At 62.6% G+C, this 16,174-nt stretch carries 13 protein-coding genes; 9 read left to right on the top strand and 4 right to left on the bottom strand.

Going from position 1 to position 16,174, the window contains the following annotated elements; all coding sequences use genetic code 11:
• Nucleotides 1-51 precede the first annotated feature (51 nt).
• The gene (locus tag AAGT95_RS19575; RefSeq protein ID WP_342594852.1) at nucleotides 52-1,374 is read left to right on the top strand and encodes an MFS transporter; all 1,323 of its coding nucleotides are present in this window, start codon (nucleotides 52-54) and stop codon (nucleotides 1,372-1,374) included.
• 81 nt (nucleotides 1,375-1,455) lie between these two features.
• Here AAGT95_RS19575 and AAGT95_RS19570 read toward each other — a convergent pair whose 3' ends face one another.
• Entirely contained in the window at nucleotides 1,456-1,911 is a 456-nt protein-coding gene (locus AAGT95_RS19570; protein ID WP_342594851.1) for a hypothetical protein, read from the bottom strand.
• A gap of 636 nt (nucleotides 1,912-2,547) precedes the next feature.
• Here AAGT95_RS19570 and AAGT95_RS19565 point away from each other — a divergent pair.
• From AAGT95_RS19565 to AAGT95_RS19530, 8 genes are all read left to right on the top strand, one after another.
• On the top strand, nucleotides 2,548-3,183 hold the full coding sequence (locus tag AAGT95_RS19565; RefSeq protein WP_110598333.1) for a TetR/AcrR family transcriptional regulator: 636 nt from the start codon (nucleotides 2,548-2,550) through the stop codon (nucleotides 3,181-3,183).
• A gap of 121 nt (nucleotides 3,184-3,304) precedes the next feature.
• Nucleotides 3,305-5,320, top strand: coding sequence for a hydantoinase/oxoprolinase family protein (locus AAGT95_RS19560; RefSeq protein ID WP_342594850.1), 2,016 nt, complete (start codon nucleotides 3,305-3,307; stop codon nucleotides 5,318-5,320).
• Entirely contained in the window at nucleotides 5,260-6,963 is a 1,704-nt protein-coding gene (locus AAGT95_RS19555) for a hydantoinase B/oxoprolinase family protein (protein ID WP_342596553.1), read from the top strand. Before AAGT95_RS19560 ends, AAGT95_RS19555 begins: the two co-directional genes overlap by 61 nt.
• Nucleotides 6,964-7,102: 139 nt before the next feature.
• Nucleotides 7,103-8,230, top strand: a complete 1,128-nt coding sequence (locus tag AAGT95_RS19550) for a C4-dicarboxylate TRAP transporter substrate-binding protein (protein WP_342594849.1) — start codon at nucleotides 7,103-7,105, stop codon at nucleotides 8,228-8,230.
• Complete coding sequence (locus tag AAGT95_RS19545) at nucleotides 8,227-8,748, top strand: TRAP transporter small permease subunit (protein ID WP_110598329.1); 522 nt, start codon at nucleotides 8,227-8,229, stop codon at nucleotides 8,746-8,748. Before AAGT95_RS19550 ends, AAGT95_RS19545 begins: the two co-directional genes overlap by 4 nt.
• Nucleotides 8,749-8,760: 12 nt before the next feature.
• Nucleotides 8,761-10,071, top strand: a complete 1,311-nt coding sequence (locus tag AAGT95_RS19540) for a TRAP transporter large permease (RefSeq protein WP_110598328.1) — start codon at nucleotides 8,761-8,763, stop codon at nucleotides 10,069-10,071.
• 143 nt (nucleotides 10,072-10,214) lie between these two features.
• Nucleotides 10,215-11,738 carry an aldehyde dehydrogenase family protein gene (locus AAGT95_RS19535; protein WP_342594848.1) on the top strand — a complete coding sequence of 508 codons (1,524 nt, stop codon included), beginning with the start codon at nucleotides 10,215-10,217 and terminating at the stop codon, nucleotides 11,736-11,738.
• A gap of 106 nt (nucleotides 11,739-11,844) precedes the next feature.
• Nucleotides 11,845-13,233 (top strand): FAD-dependent oxidoreductase, encoded by a 1,389-nt coding sequence (locus AAGT95_RS19530; protein WP_342594847.1) that lies wholly within the window; start codon nucleotides 11,845-11,847, stop codon nucleotides 13,231-13,233.
• A gap of 129 nt (nucleotides 13,234-13,362) precedes the next feature.
• Here the strand turns inward: AAGT95_RS19530 and AAGT95_RS19525 are convergent, their stop codons facing one another.
• From AAGT95_RS19525 to AAGT95_RS19515, 3 genes are all read right to left on the bottom strand, one after another.
• Nucleotides 13,363-14,115 (bottom strand): type 1 glutamine amidotransferase, encoded by a 753-nt coding sequence (locus AAGT95_RS19525; protein ID WP_342594846.1) that lies wholly within the window; start codon nucleotides 14,113-14,115, stop codon nucleotides 13,363-13,365.
• On the bottom strand, nucleotides 14,115-15,119 hold the full coding sequence (locus AAGT95_RS19520) for an amidoligase family protein (protein WP_342594845.1): 1,005 nt from the start codon (nucleotides 15,117-15,119) through the stop codon (nucleotides 14,115-14,117). The genes AAGT95_RS19525 and AAGT95_RS19520 overlap by 1 nt, the downstream gene beginning before the upstream one ends.
• Nucleotides 15,120-15,259: 140 nt before the next feature.
• On the bottom strand, nucleotides 15,260-16,102 hold the full coding sequence (locus AAGT95_RS19515; RefSeq protein WP_342594844.1) for an EamA family transporter: 843 nt from the start codon (nucleotides 16,100-16,102) through the stop codon (nucleotides 15,260-15,262).
• Between the last annotated feature and the right edge of the window lie 72 nt (nucleotides 16,103-16,174).

The following is a 16,174-nucleotide window of genomic DNA, read 5'->3' as shown; positions in this document are numbered from 1 at the left end:
CGATAGCCAAGACGGCGCCACCCGCGGGTGGCGTCTTTCGTGGAAGAGACCGTGGCCCATACACCGTTATCCGACAATGCTACCGGCGCGAGCGCCAACCGGCCTCTATCGCGAGGCGACGTCAAGACGCTGTCGCTCTCCGCGCTCGGGGGCGCGCTGGAGTTCTACGACTTCATCATCTTCGTCTACTTCGCCACGGTGATCGGGCAACTGTTCTTCCCGCCGGACATGCCGGAGTGGCTGCGCCAGACCCAGACCTTCGGCATCTTCGCCGCCGGCTATCTGGTGCGTCCCCTGGGCGGCATCGTGATGGCCCACTTCGGCGACCTGCTGGGGCGCAAGCGGATGTTCACGTTGTCGATCTTGCTGATGGCACTGCCGACGCTGGCGATCGGTTGCCTGCCGACCTACCACACCATCGGCTATCTGGCGCCGCTGCTGCTGGTCCTGTTGCGCATGCTCCAGGGGGCGGCCGTGGGTGGCGAGGTGCCCGGCGCCTGGGTGTTCGTCACCGAGCATGTCCAGCGTCGTCATGTCGGGCTTGCCTGCGGCACGCTGTCGGCGGGGCTGGCGGCGGGGATCCTGATCGGTTCGCTGGTGTCGGCGGCGATGAAATCGCACTACTCGGCCGGCGAGCTGGCCGAAGGGGCGTGGCGAATCCCGTTCGTGATCGGTGGGGGCTTCGGGTTGATCGCGGTCTACCTGCGTCGCTGGCTGCGCGAGACCCCGGTCTTCGCCGAGATGCGCGAGCGCCGGGCGCTGGCTGCCGAGCTGCCGGTCAAGGCGGTACTTCGCGACCACCTGGGCGGCGTACTGCTGGCCATGGCTGTCAGCTGGATCCTGACCGCGGCCATCGTCGTGGTGATGTTGATGACGCCGCCGCTGCTGGCGGCGCAGTACGCCGGGCTGGACGCCTCGCTGGCCAACGTGGTGGCGATCCTGTGTCTGATCGTGGGCTGCGTGGTCGCCGGCTGGTGCGCCGACCGTTTCGGCAGCGGCGCGACCCTGATCGGCTGGAGCGCACTGCTGGGCGCGAGCTACTGGCTGATGATGAGTGTCGTCGGCCAGCGCCCCGACCAGTTGATGCCGCTCTACGCCCTGGCCGGCTTCGCGGTGGGAATCACCGGCGCCATCCCGGCGGCGGCGGTCAAGGCGTTCCCGGCGGCGGTCCGGTTCAGCGGGCTGTCGTTCTCCTACAACGTTGCCTATGCGGTATTCGGCGGCTTCACACCGATCATCGTCACCACGCTGATGCGCTGGTACCCGATGTCGCCGGCGATCTATGTCGCCGCGCTATCGGTGATGGGTATCCTCATCGGCCTGTTTCTGCTGCGCACGCCTGCCGGGCGCCGGCTGGCGGTCATGCCGTCGTAGCCGAAGGGGCCTGGAGCTTCGATGACACCCCGTCGCGCCTCGTGTGCGCCGGGTGTCTTGCATCGAGCGGCGGCCTGAGCACTACCGCCGTATCGGGTCGGTCGACGCGAACGTCCGAGGCCGCTTTCTCGGAAACGGGATCTCCCTGCTTTCAGACCGTTCGATGATGTAGCGGTCGACCGACACGCTCTGTTCGCGCCCCGAAACACGCGAGCGAACCATGGCCGGTGTCCTGACCAGCCAGTCGAAGCGGTATCGCTTCGAGCAGCCGACTTGGCGACAGGGTCGAAGACCACCCGGGAAGAGATCGTCGAGCCGTTCGCCCGCGCCTTTCGGCAGCCGCCGACGAAGCGATCGATCCGCGACTTCGACGCCACCCCGGACCCGCCGCATGATGGGCAGATCGAGCAGCTCTTCTCTAGCTTCTCCGATGGTTCTTTCCCGCCGCCCCACGTCTTCTGCGGCCAGCACCTGCTGGTCTGTCACCTGCTGCTGGAGTGTCTGTGTCGGATTTACCTGGAGCGCTCCATTCGCCAAGACCAGGCCATCACCTTGCGCCTGAAGCGGTGTGAGTGGCTTGGTGGCCCGCAATACCTGGCGTGCCCGCCTAGCGCCGAAAAGTCACCATCTCGATCAGAACCGTTTCCTCTAGCCGACCAGGAGACCGTTGCCGGGATGGCCAGCGCATGGCGCTCTTCGGCACGACGTGAACAGCGAGGGCGGGGGATAGGGGGCAGTGTGGCTTGAAGGAGGTAAATCGTTCAAAAGTGACCGGTTTCCACTCCATACGACGAGAAAGGCCGGCTTCGTCTCGCAGCAGACCGTGCGCGCGAGACGAGTGGAGTTCTCGAGCCTGGCACCAGTGCAAGATCACAAGCTCCCTCCCGCTCTGCTCAGCCGCTGCCGGCGGTTGAGTCTCACCCATGCAGGAACGGCTACCGAAGAGGCCAGCGTTCAGGTTCTCGCTATCCGGACGCTTCAGGCCTGGGCCGAGGGACGCGGGCTGGGGGTGGTTCATGCCATCTTTCTTGCCTTCGTGGCACTCATATCCTGGCCCGGCCTCAGGTGGAAATTACTTATCCGATAACGACGGCTCTCAAAAAATTCTTGACACTCAGTGGCGCATGCCTCAGGTTTTTTACATGCAAGTGTAAAAATATATTGGGGTAAAAAATGGATGAGGCCGATGTGTCACCAAGCAGTGATCGACGCGCGCGAAAAAAGCAGATGCAGCGAGCGGAGATCTTGCGAGCGGCTATCGCTCTGCTGCGCAAGGAGAGCTTCGAACAGACCAGAATGGAAGACATTGCCGAGAGGGCTGATGTCTCGCTCAAGACCGTTTACAACTATTTCCCTACCAAGAACTCCGTGCTGCTGGCGATCCTTGCCAACGATCGAAAACGTCTTTCACAAGCGTATGAGGCTGTCGCCGACAACCCGCCCGACGATCTTGCCGAAGCACTGGCACAACTCATGTACGCCGACATCGGCGACGTGACGACGCCCCAGGAGAAGTCGCTGTGGCGCGATATGCTTGCCGCGGAGTTTCGGGCAAACAGCGAAGCGTCCGAAGAGATTGATCAGAATAGAGAGGTCTTCAAAACGTTCACGCGCCGCATTCTGCGACATTTTCGGACCCGGAATAGCCTGGGTGAGAACGTCGACGAGGGCGTGGCAGCAGATATTGTCTACGCGCTGCTGATGTACGATTTTCGGGAATATTGCGCTCGCTCGAACATGACCCCCGATGATTTTCTTCAACTCGCGCGGCAGCGAACACGGCTACTTGTCGCAGGATGGGGCACTTGAATAACGGCAGGTATGACACTCCGACATGTCGTGAAACGGAGCACTGATTTCCAGCGGTTCCAGCACCATGGCAAACCACGAAGGTGGATTTAGCAAAATGATATCTAACAAGATGATAAAGATGGCTGTTGAGGTCGGGGGGACATTTACCGACCTGATCTGGATCGAAGAGGGAAAGGTGAAAAGCCAGAAGGTTCCCTCGACGCCGGAGGACGCCTCGGAGGGCGTGATCTCCGGTCTGCAGGTGGCGCTGGGTGAGGATCTCTCCAAGATGTCTGAGCTCTGTCACGGTTCGACCGTGGCCACGAATGCCATCATCGAACGGCGCGGGTGTCGCGCCGCACTCGTGACGACACGTGGCTTCAGAGATGTTCTGGAGTTGCAGCGCCAGCTTCGCGCCAACGTCTACGCGATTGCCTGCGAAAAGCCACAGCCGCTGATTCCCTTGAGTCGCTCGATCGAGGTTCCCGAGCGACTGGATGCGCATGGTGAGGTTGTCGAGTCGCTGGATGAAGCCTCCCTGATCGACGCGGTCGAAGCGCTCATCGAGCGCGAGTCGCCCGAGGCCATCGCAGTCTGCTTGCTCCACTCCTATCTCAATCCGCGGCACGAAGACAGGGTCCGTGTCCTTCTGGCCGAGCGTTTCCCCGATCTGCCGGTCATTCTGTCATCGGATGTCTTGCCAACGTTCCGTGAATACGAGCGCGCGTCCACGACCGCCATGGCCGCTTACCTGGCACCCCTGGTAGGCCGGTATATCGGCCGCCTCGAGCGCCACATGGCGGAACATGCCCCGCAGAGCGATCTCTTCCTCATGCAGTCTTCCGGCGGCGTGCTGCCGGTAGGCGGTTCCCTCGACTGCGGTGTTCACATGCTCAATTCCGGGCCTGCGGCGGGAGTCATCGGTGCGGTCCGGGTGGCGGAGGTGGTCGGCGATACCGACGTCATCACGCTCGATATCGGTGGGACGAGTTCCGACATTGCGCTGATCCGCAACGGTATGGCCGGTGTCACGGCTGAAACGGATGTCAACGGACTGCCGGTGGGGCTGCCGAGCACCGATATCGCCAATATCGGCGCCGGCGGCGGGAGCCTCGGCTATGTCGACCGCGGGGGAATGCTGAAGGTGGGACCGCGCTCGGCTGGCGCCCGACCTGGGCCCGCGTCATACGGCCACGGCGGAACGGATCCGGCGATCACGGACGCCCTCGTGGAACTCGGCTGGATCCGGTCTCACCGGTTTCTCGGTGGCAAGATGACGCTGCACCCCGACCGCGCCAGCGAAGCCCTTGCGACGCTGGGTTCGTCGGCTTCGGAGTCGGCCCAAGCCATGATCGATATCGCGATTGCCCATATCGGCCAGGGTATCCGCCTCGTTTCAGTCCAGCGCGGCCACGACGCGAAGAACTTCGCGCTCTACGGCTATGGCGGTATGGGGCCAATGATGAGCGCTCTGGCGGCGGAGGAGCTCAAGATCGGGCGTGTGGTCATTCCGCCCCATCCCGGACTGTTCTCGGCGCTCGGCCTGCTCGTGTCGGACCTGAAGCGCATCTATCGCGAGACCCATCTGATGAAGGTGGACGAGCACGCGGCCGAGCGCGTGGCGGCATCCTTCGTGAGAATGCGGGAGCGTGCGGTCGAGGAGTTCACCCGCCTCGGTCGCCATCATGACGAGCTGGTTTTCGACCATGCCCTGGAGATGCGCTATCTGGGCCAAGGGTTCGAGCTTCTGACGGAGATCGACCTGGAAACGCTTGCTGCGCAGGGTCAGGCCTATCTCGAGCGGCTCTTCCGTGAGACACACATGGCACGCTACGGCTCGGTTTCACGCGACCCCGTGGAGATCGTCACATTGCGACTCGTCGCGCAGATACCCGCCGATGGCGACACCCTGCAGGAACTGACTCGCGGCCCCTCCGGCGATGTCTCTCCCGAGATCGAAGAGTTTGCGGTGACGTTCCGCGGCGTCCGAACGCCGTGTCAGTTTGCCTGGCGCGCATCGCTGCCGAAGGGCCACGTCCTGCATGGGCCGGCAATCGTGGAGGAGCCAACTGCCACCACGCTCGTACCGCCGGCATGGCGTGCGACTGTACACGAGACCGGATCGTTGATCCTCGAAAAGGAGACCCAGGCATGAGCACGTCGAGCGCAAGCGACCACGCCCTGTTCAGCATCATCAGCAACGGTCTGCACGGAATCGCGCAGGAGATGGGAGAGAAACTGGTTCGGTCAGCCTATTCCACCATCATCCGCGAGGCGAGGGACTGTTCGACCTCGCTGCTGGACCGCAATGGACGGATTCTGGCGCAGGCCCAGTTCTGCCCGATCCACATGAACTCGTTCGGCAAGGTGTTCGAGGCTTTCGCCAAGCGCTATGACCTGTCAACCATAGGCCCCGGCGAAGGGCTGATCACCAACGATCCGTACAGCGGCGCCCAGCACCTGAATGACTTCGTGCTGTTCACTCCGATCATCTACAACGGGGAAGTCGTCGCCTTCAGCGCGTCGATCGGCCATCACATCGATGTCGGCGGCGGTGCTGCGGGCCCGAATGCCGGTGCATCGGACGTCTTCTCGGAAGGTCTGCGAATCCCGCTTTCGCGCTTCGACATCGAGCGCGATCTCGGCGACGGTCTGCTGGAGCAGTTCATTCGTCTCAATGTGCGAGCGCCCGATCAGGTCATGGGCGATGTCTATGCACAGTTGGCCGCCAACCGGACAGGGCAGCAGCGCTTCGCCGAAATGCTCGAGCAGTTTGGCGAGGAGACCGTGCTCAGCGCGGGCGCGGGACTGCAGGATTATTCGGAACGACTGGCACGCGAGGGGATTCGCAGCATTCCCGATGGCGTCTACGAAGCGGAAGACTTCGTGGACGACAACGGTTTTACCGACGAGCCGCTGCGCGTCGCCGTCAGGATCACGATTAGCGGCGACGCCGTCGAGATCGATTTCGAGGGGAGCTCCCCGCAGTCGAAGGGCATCATCAACTCTCCGTTGGCCTCGACGATCTCCGCTGCCTACGGGGCCTTCGCCATTCTGCTCGGCGGTGGACAGATCCCGGTGAATGACGGGCTGTATCGGCCGATCAGGCGTATCGACGTGCCGCACGGCTCGTTCCTGAACCCGAGCCAACCGGTCGCGGTCCGCGCCCGCAATACCGCCTGTCATCGCATCTACAACGCCATCATGCGAGCAATGTCAGACGTCGCGCCCGACCGAGTGCTGGCTGCCGGTCACGATACGACAAACGCCATTGGCATGGGCCACATGGGGCCCGACCGCTATCGCGTCTACATGGAGGTGGTCGGCGGCGGTTGGGGAGCCTCTGCTGGCGCTGACGGGGCCGATGTCGTGGACGGATTTGTCGGAAACTGCTCGAACGTGCCGATCGAGAGTCTGGAGATCGACTATCCCTTCATGCGCATCGAGGAGTATGCGCTGCGTCGCGGCTCCGCGGGAGCCGGTGCTCATCGGGGCGGTATGGGGGCACGGCGCATCTACCAGATCCTCGATGATGACGTGACCTTCAATTGCTACTCCGATCGCTTCAAGTTCCGGCCCTGGGGTCTGCATGGCGGAAAGCCAGGCGCAAACTCGCGGTTTTTCGTGGAGCGTGACGGCGCGTCCATCGACTTGCCTTCCAAGGGCAATATCGTCCTTCGCCGCGGCGACCGATTGGTAATCGAGACCGCTGGCGGCGGCGGCTTCGGTGACCCCGCCCAGAGGGAGGGAGAGCGGCTCTCGCGGGATGCAGTGGAAGGTGCGCTCGCCTCTGCGTAGGAGGTCTGTCGCCCCGGGCCGGTCCGGCGCCGGACACGCTTGATAGCGGCGCCTGACTCCCGACCCAAGCAGCAAGAACTCAGTACAACAACGAAAAGGGTACCCTATGAGACGTTTTTGCGGAGTCCTCCTCATCAGCTTGTTCAGCGTCGCGGCGGCTCCCGCTTCGGCGACCGAGATCACGGCCAGTACCTGGTTTCCGGATACCTATCCGTTGGTCAGGAACGGTTACTTCGCCCTGGCCAAGACGCTGGATCAGAAATCTCATGGTGCCCTCACCATGCAAGTCTACACGGGCGACTCGGTGCTCCCGCCCGGCGCTCATCTATCGGGTCTCCGTGACGGGATTGTGGACATGACCTATCACGCGGGAACCTATACGCCCTCGGACCTCCCGGCAGACAACGTGCTCGCTGCGCTGGGCATCTCGTTCAATGACAGCATGGTGCTGACGGCCGCCGTTGCCGACTTCTACTTGAACGATAAGCAGATGCAGGCCATGTTCCGCAAGCAGGGCATTGTCTTCCTTGGTAGCTATGCCTCGCCCTCTTATGCCCTGATATGCACCACGCCCGTCGTCTCGATCGAGGACATCGCCGGCAAGAAGATCAGGCTGCCGAGTCCGGTGCATGCTGCCTGGGCCTCTTCCGTGCAGGCGGTGCCAGTGAATGTACCTTCGTCCGAGATGTTCACCGGCCTCGACAGGGGGCAGCTCGACTGTGCCGCCAACTCGCCCAACGATCTGAAGACGCGCTCCCTCTGGGACGTGGCGAAGGAGGTAACGCTGCTGGATCTCGGGCAGTACTTTGCCGGTTGGCAGTACGCCATGAATGAAGCGGCGTGGTCCCGCCTTTCGGAGGAGGAGCGGCAACTCCTGATAGACACTATCTCCGACAATCTCGTCGTGATGACGGAGGCCTTCGAGCAGTCGGCCGACGAGGCCCTCGCCGAGGCCAAGGATCATGGCGTGACGATCCACGAGCCGGACGACAGCCTCAAAGGGGAACTGGATCGGTTCATCGCTTCGGATGTCAACGAGATGGCCCTGGATGTGGCGAAACGTCTCGATGTCGACGATCCCGACGCGCTGATCGACAGATTCGAGCAGACCTACGAGAAGTGGGAGCATCTGCTGGCAGATGTGGATAGGGATGACACCGACGCGCTGCAGAAGATCTTCCACGATCAAATCTACAGCAAGGTCGACGTGTCGACCTATGGTCTCTACGGGAGTTCGCAGGAGCCGCCGGGAGGGAGCACGCCATGATTCTGCGATTGATCAGGCATCTCGCCAATCTGCTGGCCGCGCTCGCGCTGGTAAGCCTCTTTCTCATGATGCTCCAGACTGTGGTTGACGTGCTGGCAAGCAATCTTTCCGGTCGCCCGATACCCGGAAACCTCGAAATCATCTCCGTTTATCACATGGTGCTCGTCGTCTTTCTTCCACTCGCCTTTGTCGAGAAAAAGAACGAGCACATCTCGGTGGATCTCGTCTATCAGATGCTGCCAAGCCGATTGCAGCGGTGGGTCCTGGTGGCTGGATACCTCGTCACGGCGACCTTTCTTGGGCTTCTGGCCTGGCAGACTTGGGCAGATGCCATGCGGTCCTACCAACTCAACGAGATGATGATGGGCGCGGTCTACGTCACGATATGGCCAGCGAAACTGGCCCTGCCGGTCGGCTTTTCCGCCATGCTCCTCATGGTTCTCGCGAACGCTTATCAAGCGGCGACTGAGCCGGATTTCGACCCATCGCCAGTGTCGTCCGATGAAGTCGGCAGCTGACAAGGTAGATCAATGGACAACCTGACGATTGGCTTTCTAGGCTTGGGTGTCGCGCTCATCCTGCTGCTTTTACGCGTCCAGATCGGTGTCGTTCTTGGACTGGTATCGTTCATCGGCATCGGTGTTTTGCTCAACACACGAGCAGCATGGGGCATGCTTACCGCGATCCCGTTCAACCTCGTGGGCGACTGGAACTTGACGGCTATCCCCATGTTCCTCCTCATGGGATTCATCGCCTCGGAAACCGGAATTTCCACAGGGCTTTTCCGTGCGATGCGAATCCTGCTCGCCTGGCTTCCGGGCGGGTTGGCCGTATCGAGTGTAGGAGCCTGCGCGATGCTCTCCGCGGCGTCAGGCTCCAGCGTTGCCACCTCTTCGGCCTTCGCGCGCATTGCCACACCGGAGATGCTTCGCTACCGCTACGATCCCGGGCTTGCGACCGGCGTCATCGCGGCCGCCGGCACGCTGGGTTCACTCATACCGCCGAGCATTCTGCTGGTGCTGTACGGGTATCTCGCCGAGATCTCGATTGCCAAGCTATTCATGGCCGGCTTTCTGCCAGGCCTTCTTTCGGCCATGATGTTCATCGCGATGATCGTCATCCGTTGTTCACTCAACCCTAACTTGGCGCCCGCTGTCACCGAAACCTTCACCCGGCGCGACCTGGTGGATGCGTTGAAGGAGGTCTGGGCGTTGCCGACCATCGTTGTCGTGGTTCTTGCCGGTATCTTCACCGGTCTCTTCAGTCCCACGGAGGCAGGCGCTATTGGTGCGGCGCTCGCCATCGCACTGGGTGCGATGCGGCGTTCCCTTACATGGAAGTCGTTGACTCGAAGTGGGCTTGCGACGCTGTCCAGCACCGCTGGCATTTTCATGGTGGTCATCGGGACGACGTTGCTCGGCAAATTCATGACGTTGAGCGGCGTGCCGAACTACATCGCATCCTCGCTATTGTCCTTCGGCTCCAGCGATCTTGCCATCATCCTGATGGTCGCCATACTTTATCTCATTCTTGGATGTTTCCTCGATTCCATCGGCATCTTGCTTCTGACCATGCCGATTATCTTGCCTGTGGCGCAGGAAGCTGGCGTCGAGCTGCTTTATTTCGGCGTCATTCTGGTGAAGCTTCTGGAGATAGGCCTCGTTACCCCACCCGTGGGTCTCAATGTCTACATCGTAAAGGCAGCGCTCGGTAAAAGGGTGCCGCTCACGGCGATCTTCCGTGGCGTCGGCTGGTTCGTCGCTGTCGATTTGATCACGCTACTTCTGCTGATCACTTTCCCGATGATCAGTCTGTACCTGCCATCGTTGGCACCCCACTAGGCAGGCGTTCCCAAGTGTCGATAAACGGTCCCCCTCGTTCATGCGCCGGCCAACCATGGCGAGTGCTGCCTAGTGCCTGGCGCATGAATCTCATCGTGGCCGGGTGTCACCGAGCCCAGCCCGGCCAGCGTAGGAGTCAACTGATGACGACAGAGCTTTACATCGACGGCGCCTTTGTTGCGCCACGCAAAGGCGCCACTCTAGCGGCAATCGATCCGGCCACCGAGCAAGAGTTTGCGCGGATTGCCGCGGGCCAGGATGAAGACGTGGATCGTGCTGTGCGAGCGGCACGTACGGCATTTGACAGTGGTAAATGGTCCGATCTGGCGGCTTCCGATAGGGCAAGCGTGCTGCGCCAGGTCGCTGCGGGCATCCGAGCCCAGCTAAAGGAGATCGCTGCTCTGGAAACTCGGGACAATGGCAAGCCACTACCCGAGTCCGAGTGGGATATCGCGGATGCCGCTTTCTGCTTCGATTACTACGCCGATCTCGCGGAAGAAGTCGCCGCAAAGGGTGTCGACCAGGTGGACGTAGGCGATCCGCGCTTCGATAGCCGCATCTGGCGCGAGCCAGTGGGAGTTGTGGCCGCCATTACGCCGTGGAATTTCCCTATGCTCATGGCGGTATGGAAAGTGGCACCGGCGTTGGCGGCAGGCTGTTCGGTGGTTCTGAAGCCATCCGAATTGTGCTCGATGTCCTGCGTGGAGTTGGCAAAGATTATCCATGAAGCGGGTGTCCCAGCCGGAGTCTTCAACCTCATCACTGGATTCGGACCCGAGGCCGGTGCTCCGCTCTCCGAACATCCGTTGGTGGACAAGATCGCCTTTACCGGTTCCATCCCCACCGGTCGTAAGGTAATGCATGCCGCGTCCCTGAGTATCCGCAACGTTTCCTTGGAACTGGGCGGAAAGTCGCCCTTCATCGTCTTTGCCGACTGTGACATCGACAAGGCGGTAGAGTGGATCCTTTTCGGAATCTTCTGGAACAAGGGCGAGGTCTGTTCGGCAACCTCCCGAGTGCTGATCGAGAAGAGCCTTTATCCCCGGATGGTGGAGCGGGTCGCAGAAGAGGCCAGGAAAATCACGATCGGTGCAGGCGACCGGGAGGGCGTCAAGCTCGGCCCCATCGTGTCGAAGAGCCAATATGACAAGGTCTTGGGCTTTCTCGATCGCGCTCGAAGCAGCGGTGCGCGACTGGTAACCGGAGGAGGCCGGCCCGACGGCTTGCCAACGGGCTACTTCATCGCACCGACGATCTATGCCGACGTGCCGCTCGAGGCGGAAATCTGGCAGCAGGAAATCTTCGGTCCTGTGGTCTGCATCAATCCCTTCGAAACGGACGAGGAGGCGATCCGTATTGCCAATGATGGCCCCTACGGACTTGCCGGTGCGGTGATGTCCGACGACCTGGCGCGGTGTGACCGGGTGGCGGCCAAACTGCGCGCCGGCATCATTTGGATCAACTGTTCCCAGCCAACCTTCGCCCAAGCGCCTTGGGGGGGATACAAGAGTTCCGGTGTGGGCCGGGAACTGGGTGAGGCCGGATTCCACGCTTACCTCGAGACGAAACAGGTAACACGATTTGATCATAGAGAAGAGTGGGGTTGGTATCTGGACAAGGGGAGGGGCAATGACTCGGACGCCTCAGGTGGCGGATACCTTGACTGACGCGGCCAGAGGATCACAGGTATTTCCTCGAGCCAATCTATACCAGGAATTTGCGGATTTGGGCTGTTCCAGAGCCGAAGCTCGGTCGGCATAGGAGGGCCGCTGGATGGAAGGAATCAACCGATTTTCTGATGCCGATCGGACGCCTGTCTGGCTGGAGACCATTCTGGAGAGCGATCTCGCCTCGCCGCCAACGACCGATGTCCGTTGTGATCTCGCGGTCATCGGTGGCGGGTTCACGGGCCTCTGGGTGGCACTCAAGGCGCGCGAGCGCTGGCCAGATGCGCGTATCGTCATATTGGAGGCCACGCGTTGCGGTGCTGCGGCAAGCGGCCGGAACGGCGGTTTCTGCGCGCCCAGTATTTCCCACGGTGTCGCCAACGCCTTGGCGCGCTGGCCCAAAGAGGCCGAAACCCTGATTCGCCTGGGTTACGAGAACCTCGACGGATTAGAGGAAGATCTCACGAGGTACGGGATCGACTGCGAATTCGAGCGCGAGGGCAAGCTCAACGTCGCTGCCACTCCGTGGCAGGCGGAAGGGCTGAAAGCGATGCGTGACGTCTACGCGCGCTTCGGTATCGAGAGCCATTATCTCGAGGGCGATGCTCTGGATGAAAAGTTCAAGAGCCCGAGATATCAGGCAGGACTCTACGAGCCCAATTATGCACTAGTGAACCCCATGAAGCTGGTCGCGGGTCTGCGGCAGGCCTGTCTCGATCGCGGTATCGTCCTTCATGAGGACACGCCTGTCACATCGCTCGACAATGCTGCATCGGGCGTACGGCTGACCACGCCACAGGCGGTCGTGTCCGCCAGGCAGTCGGTGATGGCGACGAATGCCGCGATGCCGCTTCTCAGGCGCTTTCGGATGTCGATCATCCCTATTTTTGACTACACGCTGGTCACCGAGCCGCTTTCCGACGAACAGCTCGTGGCCATTGGCTGGCGCGGGCGCCATGGCGTAGCCGATAGCGGCAACCAGTTTCATTACTGCCGCAAGACGGCGGACAACCGGATTCTCTGGGGCGGATTTGACGCGATCTACCATTATGGCAGCCGTCGGGATCGCGAGCTCCTGCATCGTCCCGAGAGTTACGCGCGTCTGGAAGCGAACTTCGACGAGGCTTTCCCGGCGCTATCGGATCTATCCTTCAGTCATGCCTGGGGAGGGATCGTCGATACCTCCGCACGCACCACGTTCTTTGCCGGCACCGCGCTAGGGGGGCGACTGGCCTACGCGCTTGGCTTTACCGGCCAAGGCGTTTCGGCCTCGCGTTTTGCCGCGCTGGCGATGCTTGACATGCTGGAAGGCAGACGCACGGAACGCACGGACTTGCGGATGCTGCGCAGCTGGGTCGTACCCTTTCCCCCCGAACCGTTCCGATCCTTGGCGATCCAACGCGTTCAAAAGGATCTCGCTCAGGAAGACCGCACGGGACGCCGCTCACTCTTGCTACGTACACTGAACCGTTTCGGGGTCGGCTTTGATTCCTGACACCTCGATAAGGAAGACAGGCCAGGATAGGGGCTTCGCCTGCCAAGGCCCTTGGCCACTCCTGCTGGAGCGACCTGGCCCCGGGCGCGCTACTGGAGGTGGTCGTCACGGCGGTCAAGTGATCGACCGTCACTCCCCGGGGCTCTGTCTCGGGGTGTCAGCTCCCAGCCGGGCCGCATCCACCAGCGCCCGGATCAGCCGTTGTTGCGAGCGGCTGAAGAGCAGGAACTCCGGATGCCACTGCACGCCGATGAGAAAGGGGTGGCGGTCGCTCTCGATCGCCTGCACCAGGTCGTCGCGGTCATGGGCGACCACCTTCAGGCCGTCCCCAGGCCGATCCACCGCCTGGTGATGCAGGCTGTTCACATGGCAGTAGCGGCGGTTGAGAATGTCGGCCAACTGGCTGAACGGTTCGATCTCGATGCGCTTGCGTGGCAGCACCATGCGTCGGTTCTTGATGTGACGATAGGTCGTCTGGATGTCCTCGATCAGGCTGCCACCGCAGTGGATGTTGATGATCTGGGCGCCACGGCAGATGCCCAGGATCGGTATCCGCTCCGGTAGATAGCGGGCCAGCAGTTCGAGTTCGAGTTCGTCGCGGGCGGGGTCGATACGCACGTCGAGTTGCATCTCGCCGCCGTAGCGCTGGGCGCCGATATCGTCGCCTCCGCCGATGATCAGGCCGTCCACCGGCCGTTGCAGCGGGCGGGCGGGCGAAATCCGCAGCGGCCTGCCCCCGGCGCGCCAGACCGAGACCCAGTCGCACCACCAGGCCAGGAAGCTCTTGTGGTCCGAGGTCGTGATACCGATCAGCGGTCGGCCGGTCACCCGGGGCGACCCGACTCGCCGTCTGCGATCGGAGCGGGCGCGCGTCCAGCCCATCAATGGCGCATCCAGTGGCGTAGCGAGTCCAGCCAGCGGCTCAGGGTCGGCTGGGCGAGGTGGACGCGGTAGGCGGCGCTGCGCTCCGCCAGCCGGTCCGGGTCGGCGGCCAGGCGCTCGACTTCGGCCCAGCGATTCCACTCGACGCTCACGCCCCACTCGGGATCGGAGAGCGAGGCATTGGGAAGGCGGTAGTGATAGGTCGGCCGGGGTTTGACCAGCGTCTCCCGGAGCAGCGCATTGGGGTGGTCGGGCATCAGCCAGGCGAACAGCGGCAGCAGATCCAGCTCCCGGTTGCGGGTCGGATTGGCGACCAGGTAGTCGTCGATCAGCGTCTGCAGCGTGGGGGCGTAGTCCGGCGCCAGTATCCGGCGGGTGTAGTCGCTGTGGAACGGCCGGGTGTGCGGCAGCATGTCCCGCGTCACGTCCACGACGATCTCGTCGCGCAGCCAGTCGGCGAGTATCAGATAGGCGCGCAGGTAGGCCACCACGCTCTCGACGTCGGGAGAGGGGATTTCCGGGTTGAGGTGGAGACCGAAGCCATACAGCAGGCTGGCATCGGTGCCTTCCGCCCCATGCCGGCGCAGCGCCGCGAACAGCTCGTCCAGGCGCTCCAGTTCGTGCCAGGGAATCGGCGGGCAGACGATCTCCGTCGGCACCAGGCCCGCCACCATGTCGCCAAGCCATTCGCGGGTGCGGCTGTGCAGGCTGGCACGCAGGTGCTCGCCGATCCCGGGCGGCTGGCCGTCGACGGCGCGGGCGCGGTCGAGCAAGCGCTCGTCGGGGTGAACGTACTTGCTGTCCAGTTCGACATGGAAGACGCCCCATGGGGTCCCGGTGACCTGGAGGCGATGCGCGCTATGCTGCTCGACGCGACCGCCGAACGTCATCTCGACCAGACGTGCTGCCTGGATGGGGCCGATACCGGCGAACTCGATCTCGACACCGACCCGGCGCGGCTGACCGTCGGCATTGGTGGTGTACGTTGGCGCGGTGAGAGTCACGATAGGCTCCTTGCCGATTGCTGTCGCCCTCAGGCTGTCGTCTGGATGAGCGTCGGATGCGCGCCGGAAAACTCGGCAACGGCGTTGGCAGAGCAGTGATTCGGAGAGTTAAGCCTAGCAGTCCTGGCGGGGGATGACATTCATCCCCAGTGGGTCAGGATGACGCCCCCGAGGATCAGCCCGCCGGCGAGCAGCCGCTCGCGACGCAACGGCTCCTTCAGCCAGATCACGCCGATGGCGATGGCGAACAGCACGCTGGTCTCGCGCAAGGCCGCGACCAGCGCGATCGGTGCCTGGGTCATGGCCCAGATGGTGATGCCGTAGGCGCCGAGGGAGAGCGCGCCGCCGATCAGACCGACCCGCCAGTGACGGCTCAGTTCGGGTAGCGCTCGAACGCCGCGCATGGCCACCAGCGCCAGCAGCATGCCGAAGCCGTCGAGCAGGAACAGCCAGATCACGTAGCCGATCGCGTCGCCGTTGGCGCGAGCGCCGCTGCCATCGGCCAGGGTGTAGCCGGCGATGAAGGCGGAGGTCGTCAGGGCATTGACCAGCGAGGCGCGTTCCAGGCGTGGCCCCTTGCCGCCTCTAAAGGCCATGCACAGGATGCCGAGGACCAGCACCGCGATTCCCGTATAGCCGATCCACGAGGGATTCTCGCTGAGCGCGAAGACGCCGACCAGCGTCACCAGCAGGGGCGCGCAGCCCCTGGCGATCGGGTAGATCTGGCCGAGATCGCCGACCCGGTAGGCGCGGGCCAGGAAGATGTTGTAGCCGATATGCAGAACCGCCGATACCGCCAACCACGGCCAGGCTTCCGCTTGCGGCAGCGGCACGAAGGCGACGCCGGCGAGGGCGATCACGGCGCAGGCGGCCTGAATCAGCGAGATGCTCAGCAGCCGGTCCAGTCCGACCTTGACCAGCGCATTCCAACTGGCGTGCATCAGGGCGCCGGCCAGCACGGCGAGGAAGACGGGCGTCGTCAACGCGAATCCTTAATCACAGCGAGTAGGCGAGGGCAATAACGGCACGCTCGTCATTCGATTGTCACATCTTGC

Origin of the sequence: Salinicola lusitanus, assembly GCF_038648475.1 — a bacterium.
Classification (GTDB): Bacteria; Pseudomonadota; Gammaproteobacteria; order Pseudomonadales; family Halomonadaceae; genus Salinicola; species Salinicola lusitanus.
Note: the sequence above shows the minus strand (reverse complement) of the source record. Positions and strands in the feature narration are given on the sequence as shown.